Origin of the sequence: Serratia sp. M24T3 (assembly GCF_000257645.1) — a bacterium.
Classification (GTDB): Bacteria; Pseudomonadota; Gammaproteobacteria; order Enterobacterales; family Enterobacteriaceae; genus Rouxiella.
The window spans coordinates 351,776-376,467 of the sequence record NZ_AJHJ01000001.1; the positions used below are offsets into that span (position 1 = coordinate 351,776).

Sequence of the window (24,692 nt, forward strand, 5' to 3'; positions counted from 1 at the left end):
TAAGAAGATTATTTTTAGGCAGTGCCGCCAACGGTTAAGGAATCAAGTTTCAACGTAGGTTGGCCCACGCCGACCGGGACGCTTTGACCTTCTTTGCCACAAACGCCGACGCCTTTATCAAGCGCCAGATCGTTACCGACCATGGAAATCTGCTGCATTGCCTCGATACCTGAACCGATCAGGGTCGCGCCCTTCACTGGCTTGGTGATACGACCTTTCTCAATCAGATAGGCTTCTGAGGTTGAGAAGACAAATTTTCCAGAAGTGATATCCACCTGGCCGCCGCCAAAGTTGGGTGCATAAAGACCATACTCGACGCTGCTGATAATATCTTCCGGGGTAGATTGACCGCCCAGCAGATAGGTATTGGTCATGCGCGGCATTGGCAGATGTGCATAGGACTCGCGGCGACCGTTACCCGTCGGAGCCACGCCCATCAGGCGCGCATTGAGCTTGTCCTGCATGTAACCTTTCAAAATACCGTTTTCAATCAGCACGTTGTACTGCCCCGGTACGCCTTCATCATCTACCGAGATTGAACCACGACGGCCTTGCATAGTGCCATCATCAACAACGGTACAAAGCTCGGAAGCCACCAGTTTGCCCATTTGCCCGCTGAACATTGAGGTACCGCGGCGATTAAAGTCGCCTTCCAGTCCGTGCCCGACCGCTTCGTGCAGTAAAACGCCCGGCCAGCCTGCGCCCAGGACAACTGGCATCGCGCCAGCCGGGGCAGCAACAGCGCCAAGATTAACCAACGCCATGCGCACGGCTTCGTGGGCAAAGGCTTCGGCACGAACTTCGCCATCTACGGTTTCGAGGAAATATTCGTAGCCGCTACGACCGCCGCCGCCACTGGAACCGCGTTCGCGAAGACCATCTTGTTCAACCAGCACGCTAACAGACAAGCGCACCAGTGGGCGAATATCTGTTGCGAGAGTGCCGTCAGTCGCGGCAACTAAAATGCTTTCATATACGCCGGTGATGCTGGCGGAGACTTCAACTACCCGCTTGTCGGCAGCTCGAGCGGCTTTGTCGACACGGTGCAGCAGGGCAATTTTCTCTTCACGCGGCAGGCTTTGCAGCGGATCGGCCAGCGAATACAGTGCTGCATGCTGGATTGCGCCCAAAGTATGGCTTTTGCCGTTACCCTGTTCGCGCACGATGCTGCGCGCGGCCTGAGCGCTTTGGTTAAGCGCATTGAGGGTAATCTGATCGGCATAGGCAAAACCGGTTTTCTCGCCGCTTACGGCACGAACGCCGACACCTTGGTCGATATTGTATGAACCGTCTTTAATAATGCTGTCTTCAATGACCCAGGCTTCATGGAAACTGGATTGGAAAAAGAGATCGGCATAATCGAGACGGCGCTCAGCCAACTGGCCTAATACCGTAAACAGGTCTTGTTGACTCAGATTATTAGCGGTTAGTAAACGCTCACTGACTAGGGCCAGACTCATAATTTCTTCACTCTCTTTGGTCATAAAAAGTCAATGTACAGCCTAACACAGTATGCAGTTGCTCAACACTGCGAGACCAGACTTAAGGTGCTGGAACCTTAAGCGCTTTTTTATCTGCCTTTGATTGGCGCAAGATTTCATGAATTGTTGGCTGTTCAATGGTGCCGTCAATCTGATAGCGAATTAGCGAAATCTTATTCCACAGCGGGGCGAGCGCCTGACTGGCGGCGAACACCGCAGCGCCGACAATCGGGTTAATCACGAAAGCAGTGGCAACCCCGACGGTCGCTGAAATCTCGGGAGCAATCACCGCTTCGAGATCCAGACGCTGGCTGACCAGATTCACGTTGCCATTGATGGCTATATCCGCGGCTAAACCGTCGACCAGCAGATCATTGGTGTGAAGCACGCCATCTTTAATCCAGGCGTCAGATTTGATTGAATCAAAGTAGAAGCCTTTACCGAAGGTATCGCGGAAATCAAGCTGAAGTTTGCGCAACAGTGCGTCGAAACTGACCAGACGCAGTATTTGCCCCGCACGGCCGCCGCCCATGTTGATTATCTCACCTTTGCCGAGATAGGTTTTTAGCGTGCCGTTAAGGGTTTTCACATCTGGCTTCCACGGCGCATCTTTCCAATGCAAATCAAAATCGACTTTGAAAGGTGCGCCTTTAAGCGGAGTAGCCACGCCGAGGAACGAATTAAAGCGATCAATATTTTTGCCGCTCAGATTGCCTCTCAGCGCGGTGCTGTCCTGATTTTGTGCATCCTGTTTCCACTCGCCCTGTATATCGAGCCGCCCTTCGCCGGTATCAATCAGGCCATTGCGCAAGGTCAGTTGATTACCCTGCGGAGCCAGATCGGCGTTAACTTTGCGCAGGCTCTGCCCCATAAACCAACAGGCTTCGCAGCGAATATTGAGCGCAGGCCAGTTGCTGAATGAAAGATGGCTGCCAAACAGATTTTGCCCGCTGCTGCCGCTGGTTGCCCATTGAGGATTGAAGTAAAGGTAGCGCAGATTCGCCAGCCACGGGCCGCGATTGTTCATATCCAGCGTACCATCAATCTCTTTGCCTTTGACATTGATATGCATGCCATCGTCGTTATGAGTCGAGACCAAGGTTAAATCATTCCAACCCTGTCCGGCCAAGGTCAGGCGCGGTGTTGTCACGGTAATTTGGTTAGGGAAACCGAAGCCGACCGTTTTGGTATTTTGACTTTGCGTCGCTTTATCCGGTGATAATAGCCCCAGCCAGTTTTCTCCGTCCAAGGCTGGCAAATTCAGTGTCAGGCTGCTGGTTGCAGGCAACGCGGGAGTTTTAGTGGTATTGATCGCCCACGCTGCGCGGTCAAGAGTCAATTGTTTACCCAGCAACCAGCGGCTGTTAAAGCGATCTTTACCGGCCAGCACGCCGTTTAAATTAAAGCTGTGTAAATCACCCTGAACGTTAACATTCAGCGGCAAAGCTTTGCCCGGCGCTTTGTTTAAGGGATTGGGTAAGTGACTACTCACATTCCTCAAGTCCGCGTCAGCCGTGACTTTATAGGTTGGTGTGCCTTTATGTGGCAGCAAAATGTCGACCGCACTGTTCCAGTTGGCACCGCCTGAAATCTTGGCTGCAATGGCTTTAGGCAAGCCCGGCAATTTTGCAGGCTGCCAGTTGCCGTCTAAACCAATATTAATCTCATAGTTATCAGGCTGATCGAACGTTTTGAAGTTAATATTTACCGGCTGACCAAACCAGGTCGCTGTCATTGAATTACTGTCCAGATTGCCATTATCAAAGCTGAACTGGCCAGTCAGGTTTTTGATTTTGCTTTCCAGAGGCGCAACAAACAGGCTGTTATTGTTGAGATTAATACCTCCGGTCGCACGAACTTGTTTACCATTCAATGGGATGTCGAGATGTAAGCGCCCACTGACATTGCCGCCAATCTGAATCTCTTTTAGTGCCGCACCGAGCGAATCTTTGAGCGGAGTTTGCATGAAGTACTCGCCAACGTCCTTGCCCTCTCCGCTAACATCGGCGTCGATTAACAGTTTTTCTTTTTCATAATCTGGAATGCTGGCGACAACATTTTTCCCCACTGCATTACCGAGCTGTGTGTGTGCCGCTTTCATGAACAGCCCGTTGTCCAAGAAGTCGAGATCGATATCAAGGTTAGTCAGCGCAGGCCATTCAGGCTGGAATTTAAAGGTCGAGTTGCGCAGCGGTACCCAGACCTCAAACTGCCCTTCATTATTTTTGAACGGGAAATCATGTGGATTACCGTTAAAGCTCAGCGTGGCGTTATCAACCTGCCCGGCCAAAATGGCTGAACCAAGATAATCCACCAGATTTTTACTCATCAGGTTTTGCGGGAAATAGCGCCACGCCTGTCCGCCGTCATAAACGCGAACGCCAGATAAAATTTTCAGCCATGGCTGGCCTTTGCTCGGCTGTTCATAGCTAAAACCGCCGGTAGCCCACAACCCTTTGGCCTTAACATCCAAGTCTTTTGACCACAACGACCAACCTTGATCATTGTTGCTCCAATCGAAGGTACCGCTAGCCTGACTGACTTCCAGCGGCGCGCGGAACACGTCTCCAAAAGGCAGCTGACTGTTTTGCAAACCTATCGTCATTCGCCCGCGAGGCACGCTACCGCTCAAGGTGCCGCTAAAATTATTCACCCCTGGCAGCAACTCCCAGCGGGTCCAGCTGACATCATGCCATTTCATATCAAATCGAGTTTGCTCGGGCTGCTTGAGCGGAATGTCTAACGCCAGCTGGTCGACCATGCCGGTTGGCTTGAGATCTTTCCAGCGCTCCAGCAGCGCCGGAGTTAAAAACGAAATGGTCGGGATAATCGGCCCGATCCTTTCGAGCTGAATATTATTGCCGCGAAGCCGCAGCTGCTCTTGATGATCCGGCCCAAGGAACTGGCTGTTATCGCTTACACCATTTTCGGGTAGATAAAGCGCGGTCAATGAGCCTTGCGGCCAAGCCTGCCCGTCAGTTTTCAGATTCAGCTGCGGCGTACCCACTTGCCAGCCGCTCCCCTGACGATTGCCATGCAGGGTCAGATCATCCACATCCAAACGATGCGACTGGCCGTCGGTATGCCAGACGGCCTCGCCATCTTTTACATGAATATCACCGGCATAGACTTGACCATCGCGCAGGGTTAACCACGCGGCGAGACTGAAATTGGCACTGTCTAAACCAGTATTGCTGCGCAGCCAGCGGCTGAACCACGGCTTCATGTCGATATCATCGGCTTGCAGATAGATTTTACCGTCATTCAGCAAACCGTCGTTATCGTTGAGATCCATACGAACCTGCACAATACCGTGCTGGCCGTTGAAGCTCGATAAACCAAGCTGCCCTTCGGCGCGGTGGCGATTCTTGGAGTTCAGCCAGGTCATCTGCTGGATGTCGAATTCTGCCCGTGGGCCGGAAGGCGTTTTGAAGCTAATGCGGCTATTGCGCAGGTCGAAGTGGTCAACCTGCTTTAGGAAGATTTCGCTGATTCGATCGGCACCTACCGGGCTTTTGTGCTTGTCGCCGTCACCGCCCAGGGTTGAATTGAAATCGAGCTGCAGGTTATAGAAAGTCAGATCGCGGAACTGCCAGCGCAGATGCAGCAAGGATTGCCAGACATCCAGCGCCATGGTGATACGTTGCACCTTAGAGGAAGATTCCGGAAGAGAGATGGCCAGATCTCGAATTTCAAGCGTTGGGCCAAAAGTCTTCCAGCTGCCGTTAACCTGAGAGAGGCTAATCGGCACACCAGTAACCGCCTGAATCTTGTCGACAATAGGCTGTTTGAATCGATCAAGCTGAGGCAGCGCCAAACGAAGCCCACTGATCGCCAACGCGACGATAACAACAATCGTCGCGAAGCTGGTTAGCAGTATCCCGGGCAGTCGCCTCACACTTAATCTCCTTGTCTTACAATCAGCGCTGAAATCGACGACGCTCTTTGATCCTACATAAAAAAAATGCCTAAATTAATCCGTCAATTCTTATAATCACATCATGACAACGTCAAATTGTTCCTGACTGTATAACGGTTCAATCTGAACTTTGACCTGTTTGCCAACGAAAATTTCGACTTCGGCAAGAGCGTGAGACTCTTCGCCTTTCAGGGCATCGCCAACGGCGACCGAGGCGTAAACCAAAAATCTGTCTGCATCATAAGCATGATGAACGCGCACGATTTCGCGCAAAATTTCGTAGCAAACTGTCTCGACCGTTTTAACCGTGCCGCGGCCATGGCAAGTTGGACAGTCGCTGCACAGCACATGTTCCACACTTTCACGGGTTCTTTTGCGGGTCATCTCTACCAGCCCCAGCGCAGAGAAACCGTGAATACCGGTTTTAACGCGGTCTTTCGACAGCGCCTGCTCCAGCGAATGCAACACGCGACGGCGGTGCTCGTCATTGGCCATGTCAATGAAATCGATAATGATAATGCCGCCGAGATTACGCAGTCGAAGTTGGCGGGCAATAGCCTGCGTCGCTTCCGTATTGGTATTAAAAATGGTTTCTTCGAGATTGCGATGGCCGACAAACGCACCGGTGTTGATATCGATGGTGGTCATTGCCTCAGTCTGATCAATGATCAGATAGCCGCCAGATTTCAGTTCAACCTTGCGTTCCAGCGCGCGCTGGATTTCATTTTCTACGTCATAAAGATCGAAAATTGGCTGTTTGCCGCTGTAATGCTCGAGCTTGTCGGTCAGCTCAGGCATATATTCGCTGGTAAACTCGATCAGCAGTTCATAAGTTAGACGCGAATCGACACGAATGCGATTCAGCTCCTGACCGGTAAAATCGCGCAGCACGCGGTGAGCCAGTGCCAGCTCGCCGTAAAGTTTGCATTTGGTGACGTTGCGGCGTTTGCGCTCCATCACTTTAGTCCACAGGCGTTTTAAGTAAGCAGCATCCTGTGCCAGTTCCTCTTCGCGGACCCCTTCGGCTGCGGTGCGAATAATATAACCACCGTGCTCGTCGCAGTAGGCAGAAACGATTCTTTTCAGGCGATCGCGCTCGGCTTCGCTGGCAATTCGCTGGGAAACACCCACGTGTGAAGCGCCGGGCATAAATACCAGGTAACGCGAAGGCAGAGTAATGTCGGTGGTCAGACGCGCGCCTTTGGTGCCCAGCGGATCTTTCACCACCTGGACCATCAAATCCTGGCCTTGATGCACCAGCTCGACAATATCGCGCACGTTAAAGTTTTTCTGCTCGTCACGAGCCACGCACTCAGTGTGCGGCATGATGTCAGAAGCGTGAAGGAAGGCGGCTTTTTCCAGACCAATATCAACAAAAGCCGCCTGCATTCCGGGCAGGACACGGCTGACGCGACCTTTGTAAATATTCCCTGCAATACCACGTTTTGCTTCTCGCTCAACGTGGATCTCTTGCAGGATGCCCCCGTCGATGTAAGCCACCCGCGTTTCCGATGGGGTGACATTGACCAGTAATTCAGCCGTCATGCTTTCTCCTAAGAACGCGTAGTGCAACAAAATTACTGTACAGTTCCTGAGTCTCAACCAGAGGGAGTCCCACTACTGCATAGTAACTGCCGCGGATCTCACGGACGAAACATCCGCCCTTTCCTTGAATACCGTAGGCCCCCGCTTTATCCATGGGCTCGCCGCTGGAAATATAGTGCTGAATATCCTCCGAAGAAAGCGTTCGGAAGGTGACATCGGTCACAACCATCGCAGTGAGGTGGTGCTCAGAGTCAGCGAAGGCAATGGCGGTCATCACCTGATGTTGACGTCCTGAAAGCGCCGCCAGCATTTCAGCAGCCTGCTGAATATCGGCGGGTTTTTCCAAAACACGTCCATCAAGTACCACAATAGTGTCTGCGCCTAAAACGGGCAAGTCCTGCGGAGCAACAATAACCCCGGCACGGGCTTTATCTAGTGCCAAACGTTGAACGTAGTCCTCGGGATCTTCGCCCGGCTGACGCTGTTCGGCCACGTCGGTGGTCAGGCGTTCAAAGGGCAACTCCAGCATCGTTAATAACTCACGGCGACGCGGTGAACCCGATGCGAGATAAAGTAAAGTCATAATGCCCTTATTGTACGGCGAATTGGCGACGAATTTTACGCATCAGCAAGAACAGCCAAGGCCAGAGCACGCCGTCCACGACGCTGCTCCAGAAAATCTGTGGTCGGAAAGTCACGTTAACTACCAGGAATTCGGCCCAAAAAACAATGACGTTAACCGCCATCGACAACAGCATCACGATCAGCGCCTGCTGCCAAAGTGCCATGTTTCGGAACAGCTGAAACTTGAAGGCAACCAGATAAGCGGTAATGGCCAGCGCCAGCGCGCGCACTCCCAGTGTAGATCCTAAAACCAGATCCATGAAAAAACCGACCAGAAAACCGGTGCCGACGTTAACCCGATGCGGCAACGCCATCACCCAGTAAATCAGGATCAGCATCAGCCATGAAGGTCGGAACATATAGATTTCGTCAGGCCACGGCATGACCTGCAACATCATGGCTACCACAAAGGATAGCCAAATTATCCAGCGGCCGTGGCTGCGGTAGCCGTTCATTGCCTGCCGCCCGAAGTCGTCACTGGTGCGGTTATCGTTCCCGTTGCCGGCGCGGGAACCGGAGCCGGTGGGCCCATTTCATTTGGAGGTGGCAGAACCTGAGGCATCATTTGCATCAAACGCTCGCTGGCAATGCGGTGCACGTCTTCCGGCGACATTGGTTTGTCACCATTTTGATCCGCGCCCCATAACAGCAGCAGATAACGCAGGCGTTGCAGACCGGCGGTTGGACGCGCCTGAATAACGGTGTAGGCACGCTGATTATCGACCTTGACGGAAGACACCACCGCAACCGGATAACCTTCAGGGAAGCGACCGCCCAAGCCTGAGGTCACCAAGACGTCACCGACGCGAATGTCAGTATTGGCCGGCAAATGTTCGAGCTGAAGATCGTCAGCACAGCCGCTACCGGCAGCGATAACGCGAATATCGTTACGCAGAACCTGGATTGGAATAGCGTGGGAAGCATCGCAAATCAGCAGCACGCGGCTGGTTGCGGCGGCCACGGCAATAACCTGACCGACCACGCCTTTGTCACTGATCACTGGCTGACCGACATAAACGCCACGGTTGCTGCCTTTATCAATGACCACCTGATCGCTGTAAGGATCGTTGCTGGTCGACAGCACCTGCGCGACCATTTTATGCTCGTCCTGACGCAGTGGCGATCCCAGCAGCTCGCGCAAACGGGCATTTTCCTGCTTGAATTGACCAAGTAGCAGCAGATCGCTGTTTTTTAGCAGCAATTCCTGGCGCAGGGCGCGGTTTTCGAGTTCGAGCTGTTGGCGAGACGCAAAGGTCTGAGAGACGTTATCCAGAAATTCTCTTGGCGCATTGGACAAGAAATAGAAAGGGCTGACGGCAGTATCCATGTAGGTGCGGATCTTGACGAACGTACCTACCTTACTGTCGGCAAAAATCAGTACGATGGCCGTAAGAATAGCCAAAAAAAGTCGCAACTGCAGAGACGGACCTCTGCTAAAAATAGGCTTCATAAAATATGCGAGTTCCTCGGCAGCAGAAAATTTAGCCGATCTGAGCGAAACATTACCCTAACAGGAATAGTAGCAGGATATAAAGGGGGGCAGCCCTCTTCCGCGGCAGGCTAGTTTTCCCTATCCCAATAGTACCTGAAGCTGCACGGGGATGATGTTATCCGCTGCAGCTTCAAATACTCGGGCATACACGTCTTGCCAGTGACTGATTATTCAGTGAAATTACTCTTCGCTGAACAGGTCGCCGCCGTGCATGTCGATCATTTCCAGCGCTTTACCACCACCGCGAGCAACGCAGGTCAGTGGATCTTCTGCTACCACTACCGGAATACCGGTTTCTTCCATCAGCAGGCGATCGAGGTTACGCAACAGTGCGCCACCGCCGGTCAGTACCATGCCGCGCTCAGAGATATCAGACGCCAATTCTGGAGGACACTGTTCCAGAGCAACCATCACCGCGCTAACGATACCGGTCAGAGGCTCCTGCAGAGCTTCCAGGATTTCGTTGGAATTCAAGGTGAAGCCGCGTGGCACACCTTCGGCAAGGTTACGGCCGCGAACTTCGATTTCGTGAACTTCGTCACCCGGATAAGCAGAACCGATACCGTGCTTGATACGCTCGGCGGTGGCTTCACCAATCAGTGAACCGTAGTTACGACGCACGTAATTAATGATGGCTTCATCAAAGCGGTCACCACCGATACGTACGGAAGAAGAATAAACCACGCCATTCAGGGAGATAACGGCCACTTCGGTCGTACCACCACCGATATCCACTACCATTGAACCGGTAGCTTCAGAAACTGGCAGGCCTGCGCCGATAGCCGCAGCCATTGGCTCTTCAATCAGGAATACTTCACGCGCGCCTGCACCTTGTGCAGATTCGCGGATTGCACGACGCTCAACCTGAGTCGCGCCAACTGGCACACATACCAATACGCGCGGACTTGGGCGCATAAAGCTGTTGCTGTGAACCTGTTTAATAAAGTGCTGCAGCATTTTTTCGGTCACGAAGAAGTCGGCAATAACACCGTCTTTCATTGGGCGAATAGCTGCAATGTTGCCTGGAGTACGACCAAGCATCTGTTTAGCATCGTGGCCTACGGCCGCAACGCTTTTAGGTGAACCAGCACGATCCTGACGAATAGCCACCACTGATGGCTCATTCAGCACGATGCCTTGTCCTTTTACATAAATAAGGGTATTGGCAGTACCCAGGTCGATGGACAAGTCGTTGGAAAACATGCCGCGAAATTTCTTAAACATAACGAAAGGATAATCCTGCTAGCTGGGGGCGGAAAATAAAATCCGCCTACTTTACCAACCACACGAAGCAGCGACAAGGCGCAAAAACGTTCTGCTTCGGTGAAAATTGTCAGCGACGTTCGTCACTTAACGTGGTGATTTAATACACTGCGGCGGAAACCTGAATCACAGACTCAGCTTAACTCAATCAGGCACCCGTCAAGTCACAAACATCGCACATGAATTCTTACACTTTACCTGAAATTACTCAGCACCAAGGGATTAATTAACGCGCTGATACAGGCTGCCCCTCTGTGTAAATGGCAGGGGTGCGCCATTCTACGTTAAATTTTACCGTTGGGATCAGTTTAAAGTCCGTGGTTGTGTGAATATTTTTTACTGACCGGGTCGATGACCTGTGGCGTAGCAAAAAAATCACCCTGACCGCCGTGAATACCTGTTTCCAACAGAGCAAGCCATTCATCAATTGTGCGAACACCCGAGGCGTAAACCTTGGCCTGCGTGCCTTTGCATGCGCTTAGCAAACTTTTCACAAACAGCTGATTTTCAACCCGCTTATCGATATCGCGAACCAATCCCGGATGAAGTTTAACCCTTTCAACCTGGAAAGATTTCAGATAAGAGGTGCTGACCACTGTCAGACCCGCTTGTGAAACCGCCAGTCTGCACCCTAATCCTTGCAACAATCGCAGGGCAGGACGAAGACGGTCGGTATGTTGACAGAGATCGGCCTCTGCAAGTTCAATAAGAATTCGATTTCTCTGCATTTTTTCACACTGGAGCAGTACATCTCTTAACCAGCGAACAAAAGTGCGTTGCAATAATGAATCAACCGTAAGGTGAAATGCCAGCGTCTCGTCCGGCCATTGTGCAAGTAACGGAATTATCTGACTGATCATTCGACGATCAAAACTTTGCGACATGCCAAATTGGGTCACCAGCGGAATAAACTCGGCGGCCAGCAGCTCACGCGTTCCGTCGAAGATACGCCGCTGCACTTCGCGGTGATCCAGCACTCCGGCCTTGTTCAACGCCGGTTTCTGGTAGAGCCGTGGCCCACCGCGCGCAAGAGTGTCTTCCAGTAACGTGCGCCATCTAACGCTACCGCGCCCTTTTTCCGGCACGTTACTGTCATAAACTGACCAACTATTGCTGCCCTGGAAGGCCGCGTGACGGGTTGCCTGCTCGGCGTAATCCATCACCTGCTCCAGAGTCTGTCCAAATCGATAAGAACTGATGCCTATATATAGAAGCGCATCGCGGTCGATAATCGAAGTTGACGGCAATGCGCCCACCGCATTCACTAATTGTGCAGCCATCACTTCTGCCTCTTTCAAGGTGCTGTGCGGCAGTAGAACGGCAAAATCACTGTGGTAATAGCGGGCCAGCAGCGCCGACGAATAGCGCATTACAAAAGTCGACAACAAATTGACGATCGACGACATCAGCTCTTTTACCGGCGTCTGCCCGTGCGTATCTCGCAGGGTATCGAAATCAGGCAGGCGGATTAGCATCAGAATGCCGTAAGCACCCTCTTCTTCCAGCTCGGTAGTCAGCTGGTTGTCAAAAAACAATCGATTGCTCAAGCCGGTTTTAGCATCCTGCTGAGCGAAAGCGCGGATTAAGGTGTCAACGCGGCTACGCTGTTCGCGCGCTTCGCCAAGATCGACCAGCAGCTTATCGATAGCGGCACTGGAATTCAGCGGCCACTCGGTAACATCACCCAGCGGGAGATTATCGCGCTCGCCGCGCAAGATTCTCGTGGAACGGTCTTCTAATCGTTCAACGCCGCTGGTTTGCAGGCGCACCCAGCGAAACGTGGCCAGGGTGGCAGCAATGATCAGTAATATTGCCAGGCTGATATAAAGAGTGGTGCGCATTGAACGGGCATAGTTGCTGACCGGATCGAGATAAACGACTTTCAGGCTCAGGTCAGGATGATGGAGCAAAGGGAGATGCTGGGTAATAAAGTCAGGCGCGTGGTTGTCCCATACGTTGCCGTTACTGGCTTCAGTATCGTGACTGTAAACCGCGCCGTGATTGGCCACGACTTCAAGGCTGCTGATATCCAGCTGATTCATCACCAGCGGCAGCCAGTTTTGCAATGATGAAGGCGGGTTGGCAAGCAGGGTCTGATCGACCGAGGTCGAGAGCGCACGTAAATGCTGTTCAGAACTTTGCTTGTTCAAGTAAACGAAGCTGAACGTAACGCCCACCAGCATAAGGAAAACGGTGAGCGCGACCAGCATTGAGATCATCGCATATAATCTGGTAGTAAATCGCATCCCTGTGCCTTACTCAGTTTATGTGGTGTGTTTTTCACTAATTGATGCGGCCGGTCTTGCTGCTTGGCGGCCAGCCTATATAAATAGCATAGACAGCGATCATTTATTTAATTCAGATTTCTTATGTATTGACAGTTTTGCGCCGTTTAGACCGTAAAATCCTGACCTGCGAAATTTCGTATTTTCCCCTGAGCTCTGGTTAAAGTAGGCATTTAACGCCATGCTCTAACTATAATTCTTATTATGAAAATAATTTTAACTTACCCGGAGCCGTTAAAGACCGAGGGTCATTCTCCCGGAGCATGTTATGAGCCATAAAAAAGTCTTAACCGAAGCAGACGTTACCCCAGAAAGTATTTTCTATGACCGCCGCAAAGTGCTGCAAGCCTTGGGGCTTAGCGCCGCGACAATGGCACTTCCTTCAACCTCACAGGCAGATGTGCTGTCATGGTTTAAAGGTCACGATCGCCCTAAAGCGCCCGCAGGCAAACCGCTGGATTTCACCAGGCCGGCAGAGTATCAGGCCGATTTGCCGCTGACGCCGGAAGATAAAGTCACCGGCTACAATAACTTTTACGAATTCGGGCTGGATAAGGCCGATCCGGCCGCCAATGCCGGTCAGTTGCCGACATCTCCGTGGAAAGTCACCATTGATGGGGAAGTGACCAAGCCGGTCACGCTGGATATGGACGACTTCTTCAAACGTTTTCCACTTGAGCAACGTATTTATCGTATGCGCTGTGTCGAAGCCTGGTCGATGGTCGTGCCGTGGGTCGGTTTCCCGCTTTCCGCGCTGCTTAAAATGGTTGAGCCCACCAGCGATGCAAAATTTGTCGCCTTCACTACGTTGTATGATCCTGAACATATGCCAGGACAAAAAGACCGTTTTATCGGCGGCGGCCTGAATTATCCATATGTTGAAGGATTGCGACTGGATGAAGCAATGAACCCGCTGGCGTTCATGTCGGTGGGCGTTTACGGCAAAAGTATGCCGCCGCAAAACGGTGCGCCAATCCGCCTGACCATTCCCTGGAAATACGGCTTTAAAGGTATCAAGTCAATCGTGCATATTCGGCTGGTAAAAGAGCAGCCGCCGACGACCTGGAACCAGATTGCTTCGAACGAATACGGTTTCTATGCCAACGTGAATCCGCACGTCGATCATCCTCGCTGGTCACAGGCAACAGAGCGCTTTATCGGCTCTGGCGGCATTCTTGACGTGAAACGCCAGCCGACACTGCTATTTAACGGCTATGAGAAAGAGGTCGGGCATTTGTATCGAGGACTGGATTTGCGAGCGAACTATTAATGAAGATACCGCGTCTATCGTTAAAACAAATTTTCTGGCTCAAGGTGATCATTCATCTGGCAGCCTTTTTGCCGCTCTTATGGATCTTCCTTTCTATTAACCAAGGATGGTTCAGCGCCGATCCGGCAAAAGATATTCAGCATTTCACTGGCAGAATGACATTAAAACTGCTGCTGGCGACCCTGCTTATCACACCGATTATCCGCTACGGCAAACAGCCGCTCTTAATTCGCGTCAGGCGACTGGTGGGCCTGTGGTGCTTTGCCTGGGCAACAATTCACCTGCTGAGTTATTCATTCCTTGAGCTAGGGATTGATAATCTGAGGCTGTTGGGCAGCGAGCTGATTTCTCGTCCTTATCTGACACTGGGTATCATTAGCTGGATAATTTTGTTAGTTTTAGCCGCAACGTCGACGCTTTGGTCACAGCGTAAGTTGGGTAGAAAATGGCAGACCCTGCATAACGGTATCTATATTGTTGCGATTTTGGCCCCGATTCACTATTTATGGTCAGTTAAGACTTTTTCGCCACAACCGTTCATTTACGCGCTAATTGCAGCGATTTTGCTGGCACTTCGCTACAAGAAATTTCGTCAGTGGTTTCGGTAATCGCCGAAAACACGCAGGTTATTCCGCCAAACTCCCCTTCTGTAACCCTCAGTTTCAAACTGAGGGTTGATAATCTTCGCTGATAAGACCAGTATTTGGCGGCTATTTCCCTCGATATGAATATAATGCAGCCTTTCCTAAGAAAAGTCTGGGTTGATTTGTTATGAAATAGGTGACAAATTGGCTTCGGCAAGGTATTTTCTTCGACCTCGTACTAATCGCAGGAGATAGGCTCACAATGGCGCATAAGTTTGACATTTTGCTTCTCAACGGTCCCAACCTGAATTTATTGGGAACGCGTGAGCCAGAAACCTACGGAAGTACCACGCTTAACGATATTGTTAAAGGTTTGGAACAGCAGGCTGCCGCAGCGAACGTTGCATTAAGCCATCTGCAATCCAACGCAGAGCACCTCCTGATTGACAGGATCCATCAGGCCCGGGGAAATACTGATTTTATTTTGATCAATCCCGCAGCCTTTACCCATACCAGCGTGGCGCTTCGTGATGCATTGCTGGCAGTACAGATCCCGTTCATCGAGATCCACCTGTCCAACGTGCATGCTCGCGAGGCTTTTAGACACCATTCATATCTTTCCGATATCGCGGTGGGCGTTATCTGTGGACTTGGCGCAGATGGCTACCATTTTGCTTTACAGGCAGCGGTTAACCGCTTGTCAAAATCCAATTAATTACTTCGCATAGAGTACGGAATCACACCCATGGATATTCGTAAAATCAAAAAACTGATCGAACTGGTTGAAGAATCAGGCATTTCTGAACTGGAAATTTCTGAAGGTGAAGAATCAGTACGCATCAGCCGCGCAGCACCACAACAAGCTTACCCAATGATGCAACAGGCTTACGCCATGCCTGCTCCACAGCAGCCTCTGGCTGCTGCTGTTGCCCCTGCGGCAGCGGCTGAAGCAGCTGCACCTGCTGCTATCAGCGGTCACATCGTTCGTTCGCCAATGGTAGGGACTTTCTACCGCACGCCAAGCCCAGATGCCAAAGCATTCATCGAAGTGGGTCAGCGCGTCAACGTGGGCGACACTCTGTGCATCGTTGAAGCAATGAAAATGATGAACCAGATCGAAGCTGACAAATCTGGCGTGGTTAAAGCCATTCTGATTGAAAGCGGCCAACCGGTTGAGTTCGACGAGCCGCTGGTCGTCATCGAATAACGAGGCGTACCATGGATAAAATTGTAATCGCTAACCGCGGCGAGATTGCCCTGCGCATTTTGCGTGCCTGTAAAGAACTGGGCATCAAAACCGTTGCTGTGCACTCTACCGCCGACCGCGACCTGAAACACGTGCTGCTGGCAGACGAAACTGTCTGTATCGGGCCTGCACCTTCAGTCAAAAGCTATTTGAATATCCCGGCGATCATCTCTGCGGCTGAAATCACTGGCGCAGTGGCTATCCATCCCGGATACGGCTTCCTGTCCGAAAATGCTGATTTTGCTGAACAAGTCGAGCGTTCAGGCTTTATCTTCATCGGCCCGAGAGCTGAAACTATTCGCCTGATGGGTGACAAAGTTTCTGCAATCAACGCGATGAAAAAAGCTGGCGTACCTTGCGTTCCCGGCTCCGACGGTCCTTTGACCGATGATATGGAAAAAAACCGTGCTTTCGGTAAGCGCATCGGTTATCCGGTCATCATCAAAGCGTCCGGCGGCGGCGGCGGTCGCGGTATGCGCGTTGTTCGCGCAGAGAAAGATCTGGAACAGTCCATCAACATGACGCGTGCCGAAGCCAAAGCGGCTTTCAACAACGACATGGTTTACATGGAAAAATACCTGGAAAACCCACGCCATATCGAAATTCAGGTATTGGCTGACGGTCAGGGCAGCGCAATCTATCTGGCTGAACGTGACTGCTCCATGCAGCGTCGTCACCAGAAAGTTGTCGAAGAAGCGCCAGCGCCAGGCATCACTGCCGAAATGCGTCGCTACATCGGCGAACGTTGTTCTAAAGCCTGTGTAGACATCGGCTACCGTGGCGCAGGGACTTTCGAATTCCTGTACGAAAACGGCGAGTTTTATTTCATCGAAATGAACACCCGTATTCAGGTTGAGCATCCGGTTACCGAGATGATCACCGGCGTTGATTTGATCAAAGAACAGCTGCGCATTGCCGCTGGCCAACCTTTGTCAATCAAGCAGGACGAAGTGCGTATTCAGGGACATGCGGTTGAGTGTCGTATCAACGCCGAAGACCCGAATACTTTCTTGCCAAGCCCGGGTAAAATCACTCGTTTCCATGCTCCTGGTGGTTTCGGCGTGCGCTGGGAATCTCATATCTACGCTGGCTATACCGTGCCTCCGTACTATGATTCCATGATCGGTAAACTGATCACTTACGGCGAAAACCGCGATGTGGCGATTTCCCGTATGAAAAATGCGCTGGCCGAGCTGATCATTGATGGCATCAAAACCAACGTTGATCTGCAACTGCGCATTATGAACGACGAGAACTTCCAGAACGGTGGCACCAACATCCACTATCTCGAGAAGAAACTCGGCTTGCAGGAATAAGCATTCTGCAACTATAAAATCCTGAACCCTTGACCTTGTAGCAATGCAGCAAGGGTGTAAGGTGACAAGGCCGGATAATCCGGCCTTTTTTCGTTTCTGAGGAGTGCATGTGAATGCATGTCGATAAACGCTTCTTACAGGCCAATCGAGAGGCACGCTGGGCTTTCGGCCTGACCATTGCCTATATGATTGCCTGGTCGCTGGCCGCCTATCTGCCCAACGATACTCAGGGCATCACTGGCCTTCCCCACTGGTTTGAAATGGCATGCCTGCTTATCCCGCTGATTTTTATCTTGCTTAGCTGGTTGATGGTGCGCGTTATTTATCGTGATATCCCGTTGGAGGATAATCATGCGGACTGAAGTTCTGCTGCCGCTGGTGGCTTATTTATTGCTGGTATTTGGCCTGTCGGTATTTGCCTATACTCGCCGCCAGCAGGGTAATTTTCTGACCGAATATTTCCTCGGTAATCGCTCAATGGGCGGTTTCGTGCTCGCCATGACGCTGACGGCGACCTACATCAGCGCCAGCTCGTTTATCGGCGGACCGGGTGCAGCCTATAAATACGGTCTGGGCTGGGTATTGCTGGCGATGATCCAGCTGCCGGCGATGTGGCTGTCGCTGGGCGTACTAGGCAAAAAGTTTGCGATTCTGGCCCGCCGCTATAATGCGGTTACTCTCAACGACATGCTCTATGCGCGCTACAAAAGCCGCCTGCTGGTATGGTTCGCCAGCCTGAGCCTGCTGGTGGCTTTCCTTGGGGCTATGACCGTACAGTTCGTTGGCGGTGCGCGCCTGCTTGAAACAGTGGCGGGCATTCCATACGATACCGGCCTGCTGATTTTTGGCGTCAGTATTGCGCTGTATACTTCGTTTGGCGGCTTCCGGGCCAGCGTGCTCAACGATGCAATGCAGGGTTTGGTCATGCTGCTCGGCACCGTTTTGCTGCTGGTGGCGGTTATCCACACTGCAGGCGGTTTGCACGCGGCGGTGGACAAACTGCAACATATTGACCCCAAACTGGTATCGGTTACGGGCGCAGATAACGTGCTGTCACTGCCGTTTATGGCCTCATTCTGGGTGCTGGTGTGCTTTGGTGTAATTGGCCTGCCGCACACTGCCGTGCGCTGTATTTCTTATCGCGACAGCAAGGCGGTGCACCGTGGCATCGTGATCGGTACTCTGGTGATTGCAGTGCTGATGTTTGGCATGCATCTGGCGGGTGCGCTAGGTCGCGCGATCCTCCCGGACCTTAAGATCCCCGATCAAGTGATCCCGACCCTGATGATCACCGTGCTGCCACCTTTTGCCGCAGGGATCTTCCTCGCCGCGCCAATGGCCGCCATTATGTCGACCATCAATGCGCAGCTGTTACAGTCTTCGGCTACCATCGTTAAAGACCTCTACCTTGGCGTGCGACCGGCTCAGTTGCGCAATGAGCGCCGGCTAAAACGCTTCTCAAGCCTGGCGACGCTAGTCATTGGCCTGCTGGTAGTTTTTGCCGCCTGGCATCCGCCACAGATGATTATCTGGCTTAATCTGCTGGCCTTTGGTGGATTAGAAGCGGTCTTCCTCTGGCCGCTGGTACTGGGGCTTTACTGGGAGCGTGCCAACGCTGTCGGTGCGCTGTCCTCAATGATCACTGGCGCGGTTTGTTATACCCTATTGGCCACTATTGACCTGCACATCGCAGGTTTACATCCGATTGTTCCGTCATTGCTGCTCAGCCTGCTGGCATTTTTCATCGGCAATCGACTGGGCGAAATCAGACAAAACAAATTGTTAGAAGAGAATGGCTATGCCTTGGATCCAACTGAAAATTAATACCAACGCTCAGGACGCAGAAACGCTCAGCGATGCCCTGATCGAAAGCGGCGCGGTGTCTGTGACTTTCCTCGATACCCATGACAATCCGGTATTCGAACCGCTGCCGGGCGAAACCTTGCTGTGGGGCGATACCGATGCCATCGGCCTGTATGATGCCGAAACAGATATGGAAATGGTGGTAGCGATTCTGGAAAACGAACCGCTGCTGGGTAAAGGCTTCGCGCACAAAATCGAACAGCTGGAAGACAAAGATTGGGAACGCGAGTGGATGGATAACTTCCACCCGATGCGTTTTGGCGAGCGCCTGTGGATTTGCCCAAGCTGGCGCGACGTGCCGGATCCAACCGCGGTTAACGTAATGCTCGACCCTGGTCTGGCCTTTGGTACCGGCACGCATCCGACTACCGCGATGTGCCTGCAATGGCTCGACGGACTGGACCTCGAAGGCAAAACGGTAATCGACTTCGGCTGTGGTTCAGGCATTTTGGCAATTGCCGCACTGAAGCTCGGCGCTGCTCAGGCTATCGGTATCGATATCGATCCGCAGGCTATTCAGGCAAGTCGCGACAACGCGCAACGTAACGGTGTCTCAGAGCGTTTGTCACTGTATCTGCCTCAGGACCAGCCCGACAATCTTTCCGCCGATGTGGTGGTGGCCAACATCCTTGCTGGCCCTCTGCGCGAGCTGGCACCGCTAATCAGCGTGCTTCCGGTAACCGGAGGTCATCTTGGCCTTTCCGGCGTTCTGGCGAGTCAGGCAGCGGGCGTGGCTGAAGCCTACCAGGATACATTCACTCTGGACCCGGTGGCCGAGAAAGAAGAATGGTGCCGTATTACCGGCGTTAAAAAAGCCTGATTTTCTGCCTGGCAGCAAGGGGAGCCGGTCCCCCTTGCTGTTACATCGCTATCTTCATACCCTCTTTAACCAATTATGCATCTCTGACCGTTAACAATTTTGACCAGACATTGGTTGTTTTTTAACAAAAATGCGGTACGTATCACGGAATTGACCCGGTTATTGCTACTTAAAAGCGCAATATTCCCCTTAGAATCCGCTGTTATATTGCCTTTAATCAGCGATAAGTAAGTAAATTATTGAAGCGCACAATTTGAGCATTAGCTCATAAATTATTGTTTTTCCTATAAAAAATAATTATTAACATCATAATATTGATGCAAAGGTGCTTTTTCACGGCTAATTGGTTAAAGTTTGGCCTTTCATATCCCGCGAAAAATGCGTAATATACGCGCCCTTGCGGACTTCAGTATGGTCTTTCCTAGTATGCGCATTGGACACCACCAGCTTACAAATTGCCTGATTGCCGCCCCAATGGCCGGTATTACAGACCGACCGTTTCGTGCCTTATGTCATTCAATGGGTGCTGGAATGGCAGTATCCGAAATGCTGTCCTCTAATCCAGAGGTCTGGCGTACGGATAAGTCGCGTTTGCGTATGGTACATAGTGATGAGTCAGGGATACGCGCCGTGCAGATTGCCGGTTGTGACCCTGAAGATATGGCCGCCGCCGCCCGTATTAACGTGGAGGCCGGTGCTCAGATCATTGACATCAATATGGGTTGCCCAGCCAAGAAAGTGAACCGCAAACTGGCAGGCTCTGCGTTGCTACAGTACCCGGATCTGGTCGAACAGATCCTCCGGTCAGTGGTTAACGCGGTTGATGTGCCGGTCACGTTGAAAATTCGTACTGGTTGGGATCCGGAAAACCGGAATTGTGTAAAGATTGCCCAATTGGCTGAAGACTGTGGTATTCAGGCCTTGACGATTCATGGCCGAACCCGTGCCTGCCTCTTCAATGGAGAAGCAGAGTACAACAGTATTCGGACAGTTAAGCAGAGTGTTTCCATTCCGATTATCGCGAATGGCGACATAACTGACCCGCATAAAGCCAGAGCGGTGCTCGACTACACTGGAGCTGATGCTCTGATGATAGGACGTGCCGCTCAGGGGAGACCCTGGATCTTCCGGGAAATCCAGCATTATCTGGACACAGGGGAGCTGTTACCGCCGCCACCACTTGGGGAAGTACAGCGCTTGATGATAGGGCACGTACGGGAACTGCACGACTTTTATGGTCAAGGCAAAGGATTCCGTATCGCCCGTAAGCACGTCTCCTGGTATTTACAGGAACATGCCCCGAATGACCAGTTTCGGCGCTCCTTCAACGCCATAGAGGATGCCAGCGAACAGCTGGAGGCGTTGGAAGCATATTTCGAAAATCTTGCGTAACAAAAAAGAGCTGACAGAACTATGTTCGAACAACGCGTGAATTCTGATGTACTGACCGTTTCTACCGTTAATTCTCAGGATCAGGTAACCCAAAAACCCCTGCGTGACTCGGTAAAACAAGCACTTAAGGGCTATTTTGCTCAACTGAACGGTCAAGACGTCAATGACCTGTATGAGCTGGTATTGGCTGAAGTTGAACAGCCACTGCTGGACATGGTGATGCAGTACACCCGTGGCAACCAGACTCGTGCAGCCCTGATGATGGGTATCAACCGCGGTACTCTGCGTAAGAAACTGAAAAAATACGGCATGAACTGATACTAATCAGTTAAGTGTTTGAAAAAAGGCGCCTTTATCGAAAGATAGGGCGCCTTTTTGTTTTTGTTTGAGCATAAAAAAGAAAGGGGCAACGTATAATAACGATGCCCCGGTAATGATTTATTTACAGGAATATAAAAAACTAATCGTGACGAACAGGTTCGTGACGTACTGGCATTTGGTGACGCGGCGCCGGGTGGTGGATCACACGATGCACCGGGTGATGAACAATATGGCGCGGTGGCGGTGGACGATGACCTTCAGGGCCTTCGGCATGAGCGGTAGCTAACACGGCATTGCTGGCCAGCACAGTAAAAATCATGGCTAAAGTTGTCTTCTTCATGGGGTTATCCTTTGAGTTATTTTGTTGTTGCAACATCTACAGCGAGGAATATCAACGACAGCGTGAAGAACTCATACCCTGAAATATCCTAAAAAATCAGACCTTACGGTTTATTTACCTTTAGAAGATAATTTCATTACCAGATAGAAAGATCTTTTACAGCAACGCTATTTTTAATGATTAATCGTTAGCCTTTCAGCCCTCGTTTCTATTTACAAACAGACATAATCATCGCGCAAAATTCGCTCAAATTAGCATTATTCCCTCACCTATCGGCGGCTAAAGACGTGTTATACTGTTCTACAAGAGTCGAATTCGCCCGCCAATCGCCTACGCATAGCCTTTTAGCCCCGCGATCCCGCCTTTTAATGTAAAGATTCGAGAATTTGTGCTCTTTGCACAACTTATATTGCATTCGGTAGTCCGAATATTTGCAAACCAAGCACGTATCGCGATTAAGCTTTTCCGTACGCGTTACCTAAATTCACTCATATTGATGATTGAAATTACATGACCGCTCCAACCCAAAGTTTTAAAAAGTCTTTTTTACGTCCCCGCTACTGGCTGACCTGGTTTGGCCTGGGCGTACTGTTTTTGCTGGTTCAGCTACCCTATCCGGTTTTATATCGTCTTGGCGTCTGGCTCGGCCGCACGTCCATGCGTTTCCTTAAACGCCGCGTTTCTATTACGCGCCGCAATTTAGAGCTGTGCTTTCCCGATATGCCCAGCGATGTCATTGAGCAAAAAATAGTTAAAAATTTCGAGTCTCTCGGCATGGGTCTGCTAGAAACGGGTATGGCCTGGTTCTGGTCCGATACCCGCGTCAAACGCTGGTTTGAAGTCAGCGGCCTAAACCATCTGAAAATGGCTCAGCAAGACAATCAGGGCGTTTTGGTTATCGGCGTTCACTTTATGTCGCTTGAACTTGGTGGCCGCGCTATGGGCCTCTGCCAGCCGATGATGGCGATGTATCGACCACACAACAACAAAGCGATGGAGTTTGTTCAAACCTGGGGTCGTCTGCGCTCGAACAAAGCGATGCTGGATCGCAAAGACTTACGCGGAATGGTTCACGCGCTTAAAAAGGGTGAAGCGGTCTGGTTTGCCCCAGATCAGGACTACGGCCCGCGCGGCAGCGTATTTGCTCCGCTGTTTGCTGTCGATCAAGCCGCAACGACCAGTGGAACGTTTATGCTGGCCCGTCTGGCAAAACCGGCGCTCGTTTCAGTTGTTCTGATCCGCAAAGACAAAGGCGCGGGTTATGACCTGGTTATCCAGCCTGCCCTCACCGGTTATCCAATCGATGATGAGTTGGCGGCAGCGGCGTATATGAACCGCGTTGTCGAAAAAGAAATCATGCGTGCGCCGGAGCAATACCTTTGGCTACACCGCCGCTTCAAAACTCGTCCTGAAGGCGCACCTTCGCTCTATTGATTGAAAACCTAGCAAGCTATCAACCCGGCCATCGTGTCGGGTTTTTTTATTTCCTTTTCCACCCCCCTTTCAATGTTGTGTGCAAATTTTTCACAATGTCTCTCATTACTTCTCATCAGATAAACCCTGTCACACTTATGATTCATTCATCGTAAAAATATTACCGTATGTTATTAAAATCATCGATTAGGTATCTAACTCCCCGAAATTTTGCAATGGTGCGCACCATTTTGCAGCAAAGATGTTTACAGCGCCCTAAATTAGGTCAATAAATCTCCTGATGCATATCAATGTTACTGTTCAATTACGTAACGGTACTTGATTGCTAAGCATTTTCAATGTTGGCACTCCCTTTGCTTTAGCCGTTTTGCTCGTACGATTCAGAGCAAAGGGCTTTGCCCCATAAACAGACAGGGTGCTCCGGCACTCATAAAATAATAATTTTCGCTCTCGCCTCACAGGACGATTTATGAAAAAAATACTGCTCTCAACGCTGATTGCCGCCGCAAGTTTCGTTACCCTGGCTGGACAGGCTCACGCCGGAACGACTCTGGACGCAATTAAGAAAAACGGCTTTATCAAATGCGGTATCAGCGACGGTTTGCCTGGTTTCTCTTCCAAGGACGACAAGGGAAATATCACCGGTCTCGACGTTGACGTTTGCCGTGCAGTCGCGGCTGCGCTATTCGGCGATGCGACCAAAGTGAAATACACCCCACTGACGGCGAAAGAGCGCTTTACCGCGTTACAGTCAGGTGAAGTAGACATCCTCTCCCGTAACACTACCTGGACCTCATCCCGCGATGGCGGCATGGGCATGATTTTCGCTGGCGTAAACTATTACGACGGCATCGGCTTCCTGACGCACAAGAAAGCCGACCTAAAGAGCGCGAAAGAGCTGGACGGCGCAACGGTCTGCCTGCAGGCCGGTACTGACACTGAGTTGAACGTAGCCGACTACTTCAAAGCCAACAAAATGACCTTCACCCCGGTCACCTTCGACCGTTCGAGCGACAGCGCCAAAGCGCTGGAATCTGGCCGTTGCGATACGCTGTCTTCTGATCAGTCTCAACTGTATGCATTGCGCCAGTCTCTGGGCAAACCCGATGACTACATCGTACTGCCAGAAGTCATTTCCAAAGAACCTCTCGGCCCTGTGGTGCGTCGCGGTGACGAAGACTGGCTGGAAATCGTGCGCTGGTCACTGTTTGCCATGCTGAATGCCGAAGAGATGGGCGTAACCTCGCAAAATGTTGAAGCGATGGCAGCCAATCCAACTACGCCAGACATGGGCAACCTGCTGGGTAAAACCGGTACTTACGGCGCAGACCTGAAACTGCCTAACGATTTCGTGGTGAAAATCGTTAAACAGGTGGGTAACTATGGTGAAAGCTTCGACCGCAACGTCGGTATGGGCAGCCCGCTGAAAATTGCTCGTGGCCAGAATGCGCTGTGGAACAAAGGCGGTATCCAGTACGCACCACCGGTTCGTTAATT

At 51.4% G+C, this 24,692-nt stretch carries 21 protein-coding genes; 12 read left to right on the forward strand and 9 right to left on the reverse strand.

What is annotated here, in order from left to right; all coding sequences use genetic code 11:
- Nucleotides 1-14: 14 nt before the first annotated feature.
- From tldD to csrD, 8 genes are all read right to left on the reverse strand, one after another.
- Nucleotides 15-1,460 (reverse strand): metalloprotease TldD, encoded by a 1,446-nt coding sequence (tldD, locus tag SPM24T3_RS01445; protein WP_009634904.1) that lies wholly within the window; start codon nt 1,458-1,460, stop codon nt 15-17.
- A gap of 82 nt (nt 1,461-1,542) precedes the next feature.
- Nucleotides 1,543-5,379, reverse strand: a complete 3,837-nt coding sequence (yhdP, locus tag SPM24T3_RS01450; RefSeq protein ID WP_009634905.1) for an AsmA2 domain-containing protein YhdP — start codon at nt 5,377-5,379, stop codon at nt 1,543-1,545.
- Nucleotides 5,380-5,475: 96 nt separating this feature from the next.
- A complete protein-coding gene (rng, locus tag SPM24T3_RS01455; protein WP_009634906.1) occupies nt 5,476-6,945 on the reverse strand; it encodes a ribonuclease G in 1,470 nt (489 codons plus the stop codon).
- Entirely contained in the window at nt 6,935-7,528 is a 594-nt protein-coding gene (locus SPM24T3_RS01460; protein WP_009634907.1) for a nucleoside triphosphate pyrophosphatase, read from the reverse strand. The genes rng and SPM24T3_RS01460 overlap by 11 nt, the downstream gene beginning before the upstream one ends.
- Before the next feature lie 7 nt (nt 7,529-7,535).
- Nucleotides 7,536-8,024 (reverse strand): rod shape-determining protein MreD, encoded by a 489-nt coding sequence (mreD, locus tag SPM24T3_RS01465; protein WP_009634908.1) that lies wholly within the window; start codon nt 8,022-8,024, stop codon nt 7,536-7,538.
- A complete protein-coding gene (mreC, locus tag SPM24T3_RS01470; protein ID WP_009634909.1) occupies nt 8,021-9,019 on the reverse strand; it encodes a rod shape-determining protein MreC in 999 nt (332 codons plus the stop codon). The genes mreD and mreC overlap by 4 nt, the downstream gene beginning before the upstream one ends.
- 222 nt (nt 9,020-9,241) lie before the next feature.
- Nucleotides 9,242-10,285: a rod shape-determining protein MreB gene (gene mreB / locus SPM24T3_RS01475; RefSeq protein ID WP_007891976.1), complete on the reverse strand. Its 1,044-nt coding sequence runs from the start codon at nt 10,283-10,285 to the stop codon at nt 9,242-9,244.
- Between the two features lie 347 nt (nt 10,286-10,632).
- The gene (csrD, locus tag SPM24T3_RS01480; protein WP_009634910.1) at nt 10,633-12,570 is read right to left on the reverse strand and encodes an RNase E specificity factor CsrD; all 1,938 of its coding nucleotides are present in this window, start codon (nt 12,568-12,570) and stop codon (nt 10,633-10,635) included.
- A gap of 307 nt (nt 12,571-12,877) precedes the next feature.
- On the opposite strand from csrD, the gene msrP reads away from it, so the two are divergent.
- From msrP to fis, 10 genes are all read left to right on the forward strand, one after another.
- On the forward strand, nt 12,878-13,879 hold the full coding sequence (gene msrP, locus SPM24T3_RS01485) for a protein-methionine-sulfoxide reductase catalytic subunit MsrP (RefSeq protein WP_009634911.1): 1,002 nt from the start codon (nt 12,878-12,880) through the stop codon (nt 13,877-13,879).
- The gene (msrQ, locus tag SPM24T3_RS01490) at nt 13,879-14,487 is read left to right on the forward strand and encodes a protein-methionine-sulfoxide reductase heme-binding subunit MsrQ (RefSeq protein WP_009634912.1); all 609 of its coding nucleotides are present in this window, start codon (nt 13,879-13,881) and stop codon (nt 14,485-14,487) included. The genes msrP and msrQ overlap by 1 nt, the downstream gene beginning before the upstream one ends.
- 238 nt (nt 14,488-14,725) lie before the next feature.
- The gene (gene aroQ, locus SPM24T3_RS01495; protein ID WP_009634913.1) at nt 14,726-15,178 is read left to right on the forward strand and encodes a type II 3-dehydroquinate dehydratase; all 453 of its coding nucleotides are present in this window, start codon (nt 14,726-14,728) and stop codon (nt 15,176-15,178) included.
- Nucleotides 15,179-15,208: 30 nt separating this feature from the next.
- The gene (accB, locus tag SPM24T3_RS01500; RefSeq protein ID WP_009634914.1) at nt 15,209-15,670 is read left to right on the forward strand and encodes an acetyl-CoA carboxylase biotin carboxyl carrier protein; all 462 of its coding nucleotides are present in this window, start codon (nt 15,209-15,211) and stop codon (nt 15,668-15,670) included.
- A gap of 11 nt (nt 15,671-15,681) precedes the next feature.
- On the forward strand, nt 15,682-17,025 hold the full coding sequence (gene accC / locus SPM24T3_RS01505) for an acetyl-CoA carboxylase biotin carboxylase subunit (RefSeq protein WP_009634915.1): 1,344 nt from the start codon (nt 15,682-15,684) through the stop codon (nt 17,023-17,025).
- A gap of 113 nt (nt 17,026-17,138) precedes the next feature.
- Entirely contained in the window at nt 17,139-17,387 is a 249-nt protein-coding gene (locus tag SPM24T3_RS01510) for a YhdT family protein (protein ID WP_009634916.1), read from the forward strand.
- Nucleotides 17,377-18,849 (forward strand): sodium/pantothenate symporter, encoded by a 1,473-nt coding sequence (gene panF, locus SPM24T3_RS01515; RefSeq protein ID WP_009634917.1) that lies wholly within the window; start codon nt 17,377-17,379, stop codon nt 18,847-18,849. The genes SPM24T3_RS01510 and panF overlap by 11 nt, the downstream gene beginning before the upstream one ends.
- Entirely contained in the window at nt 18,824-19,708 is an 885-nt protein-coding gene (gene prmA / locus SPM24T3_RS01520; protein WP_009634918.1) for a 50S ribosomal protein L11 methyltransferase, read from the forward strand. Before panF ends, prmA begins: the two co-directional genes overlap by 26 nt.
- 426 nt (nt 19,709-20,134) lie before the next feature.
- Complete coding sequence (gene dusB, locus SPM24T3_RS01525; protein ID WP_009634919.1) at nt 20,135-21,100, forward strand: tRNA dihydrouridine synthase DusB; 966 nt, start codon at nt 20,135-20,137, stop codon at nt 21,098-21,100.
- A gap of 21 nt (nt 21,101-21,121) precedes the next feature.
- Nucleotides 21,122-21,418: a DNA-binding transcriptional regulator Fis gene (gene fis, locus SPM24T3_RS01530; protein ID WP_004097144.1), complete on the forward strand. Its 297-nt coding sequence runs from the start codon at nt 21,122-21,124 to the stop codon at nt 21,416-21,418.
- A 142-nt stretch (nt 21,419-21,560) separates the two neighbouring features.
- Here fis and SPM24T3_RS01535 read toward each other — a convergent pair whose 3' ends face one another.
- Nucleotides 21,561-21,761, reverse strand: a complete 201-nt coding sequence (locus SPM24T3_RS01535) for a hypothetical protein (RefSeq protein ID WP_009634920.1) — start codon at nt 21,759-21,761, stop codon at nt 21,561-21,563.
- A 510-nt stretch (nt 21,762-22,271) separates the two neighbouring features.
- Between SPM24T3_RS01535 and lpxP the strand changes: the two genes are divergently transcribed.
- Both lpxP and SPM24T3_RS01545 read left to right on the forward strand, forming a co-directional pair.
- Nucleotides 22,272-23,195 carry a kdo(2)-lipid IV(A) palmitoleoyltransferase gene (gene lpxP / locus SPM24T3_RS01540; protein WP_009634921.1) on the forward strand — a complete coding sequence of 308 codons (924 nt, stop codon included), beginning with the start codon at nt 22,272-22,274 and terminating at the stop codon, nt 23,193-23,195.
- Nucleotides 23,196-23,664: 469 nt separating this feature from the next.
- Complete coding sequence (locus SPM24T3_RS01545) at nt 23,665-24,690, forward strand: amino acid ABC transporter substrate-binding protein (protein WP_009634922.1); 1,026 nt, start codon at nt 23,665-23,667, stop codon at nt 24,688-24,690.
- Nucleotides 24,691-24,692 lie beyond the last annotated feature (2 nt).

Coding starts and splice junctions, on each gene's coding strand:
- SPM24T3_RS01545 (WP_009634922.1), top strand. CDS start 23,665: ATGAAAAAAATACTGCTCTCAACGCTGATTGCCGCCGCAAGTTTCGTT.
- mreC (WP_009634909.1), bottom strand. CDS start 9,019: ATGAAGCCTATTTTTAGCAGAGGTCCGTCTCTGCAGTTGCGACTTTTT.
- prmA (WP_009634918.1), top strand. CDS start 18,824: ATGCCTTGGATCCAACTGAAAATTAATACCAACGCTCAGGACGCAGAA.
- SPM24T3_RS01510 (WP_009634916.1), top strand. CDS start 17,139: ATGCATGTCGATAAACGCTTCTTACAGGCCAATCGAGAGGCACGCTGG.
- panF (WP_009634917.1), top strand. CDS start 17,377: ATGCGGACTGAAGTTCTGCTGCCGCTGGTGGCTTATTTATTGCTGGTA.
- accC (WP_009634915.1), top strand. CDS start 15,682: ATGGATAAAATTGTAATCGCTAACCGCGGCGAGATTGCCCTGCGCATT.
- SPM24T3_RS01460 (WP_009634907.1), bottom strand. CDS start 7,528: ATGACTTTACTTTATCTCGCATCGGGTTCACCGCGTCGCCGTGAGTTA.
- aroQ (WP_009634913.1), top strand. CDS start 14,726: ATGGCGCATAAGTTTGACATTTTGCTTCTCAACGGTCCCAACCTGAAT.
- mreB (WP_007891976.1), bottom strand. CDS start 10,285: ATGTTTAAGAAATTTCGCGGCATGTTTTCCAACGACTTGTCCATCGAC.
- csrD (WP_009634910.1), bottom strand. CDS start 12,570: ATGCGATTTACTACCAGATTATATGCGATGATCTCAATGCTGGTCGCG.
- SPM24T3_RS01535 (WP_009634920.1), bottom strand. CDS start 21,761: ATGAAGAAGACAACTTTAGCCATGATTTTTACTGTGCTGGCCAGCAAT.
- lpxP (WP_009634921.1), top strand. CDS start 22,272: ATGACCGCTCCAACCCAAAGTTTTAAAAAGTCTTTTTTACGTCCCCGC.
- fis (WP_004097144.1), top strand. CDS start 21,122: ATGTTCGAACAACGCGTGAATTCTGATGTACTGACCGTTTCTACCGTT.
- accB (WP_009634914.1), top strand. CDS start 15,209: ATGGATATTCGTAAAATCAAAAAACTGATCGAACTGGTTGAAGAATCA.
- mreD (WP_009634908.1), bottom strand. CDS start 8,024: ATGAACGGCTACCGCAGCCACGGCCGCTGGATAATTTGGCTATCCTTT.
- msrQ (WP_009634912.1), top strand. CDS start 13,879: ATGAAGATACCGCGTCTATCGTTAAAACAAATTTTCTGGCTCAAGGTG.
- dusB (WP_009634919.1), top strand. CDS start 20,135: ATGCGCATTGGACACCACCAGCTTACAAATTGCCTGATTGCCGCCCCA.
- tldD (WP_009634904.1), bottom strand. CDS start 1,460: ATGAGTCTGGCCCTAGTCAGTGAGCGTTTACTAACCGCTAATAATCTG.
- msrP (WP_009634911.1), top strand. CDS start 12,878: ATGAGCCATAAAAAAGTCTTAACCGAAGCAGACGTTACCCCAGAAAGT.
- rng (WP_009634906.1), bottom strand. CDS start 6,945: ATGACGGCTGAATTACTGGTCAATGTCACCCCATCGGAAACGCGGGTG.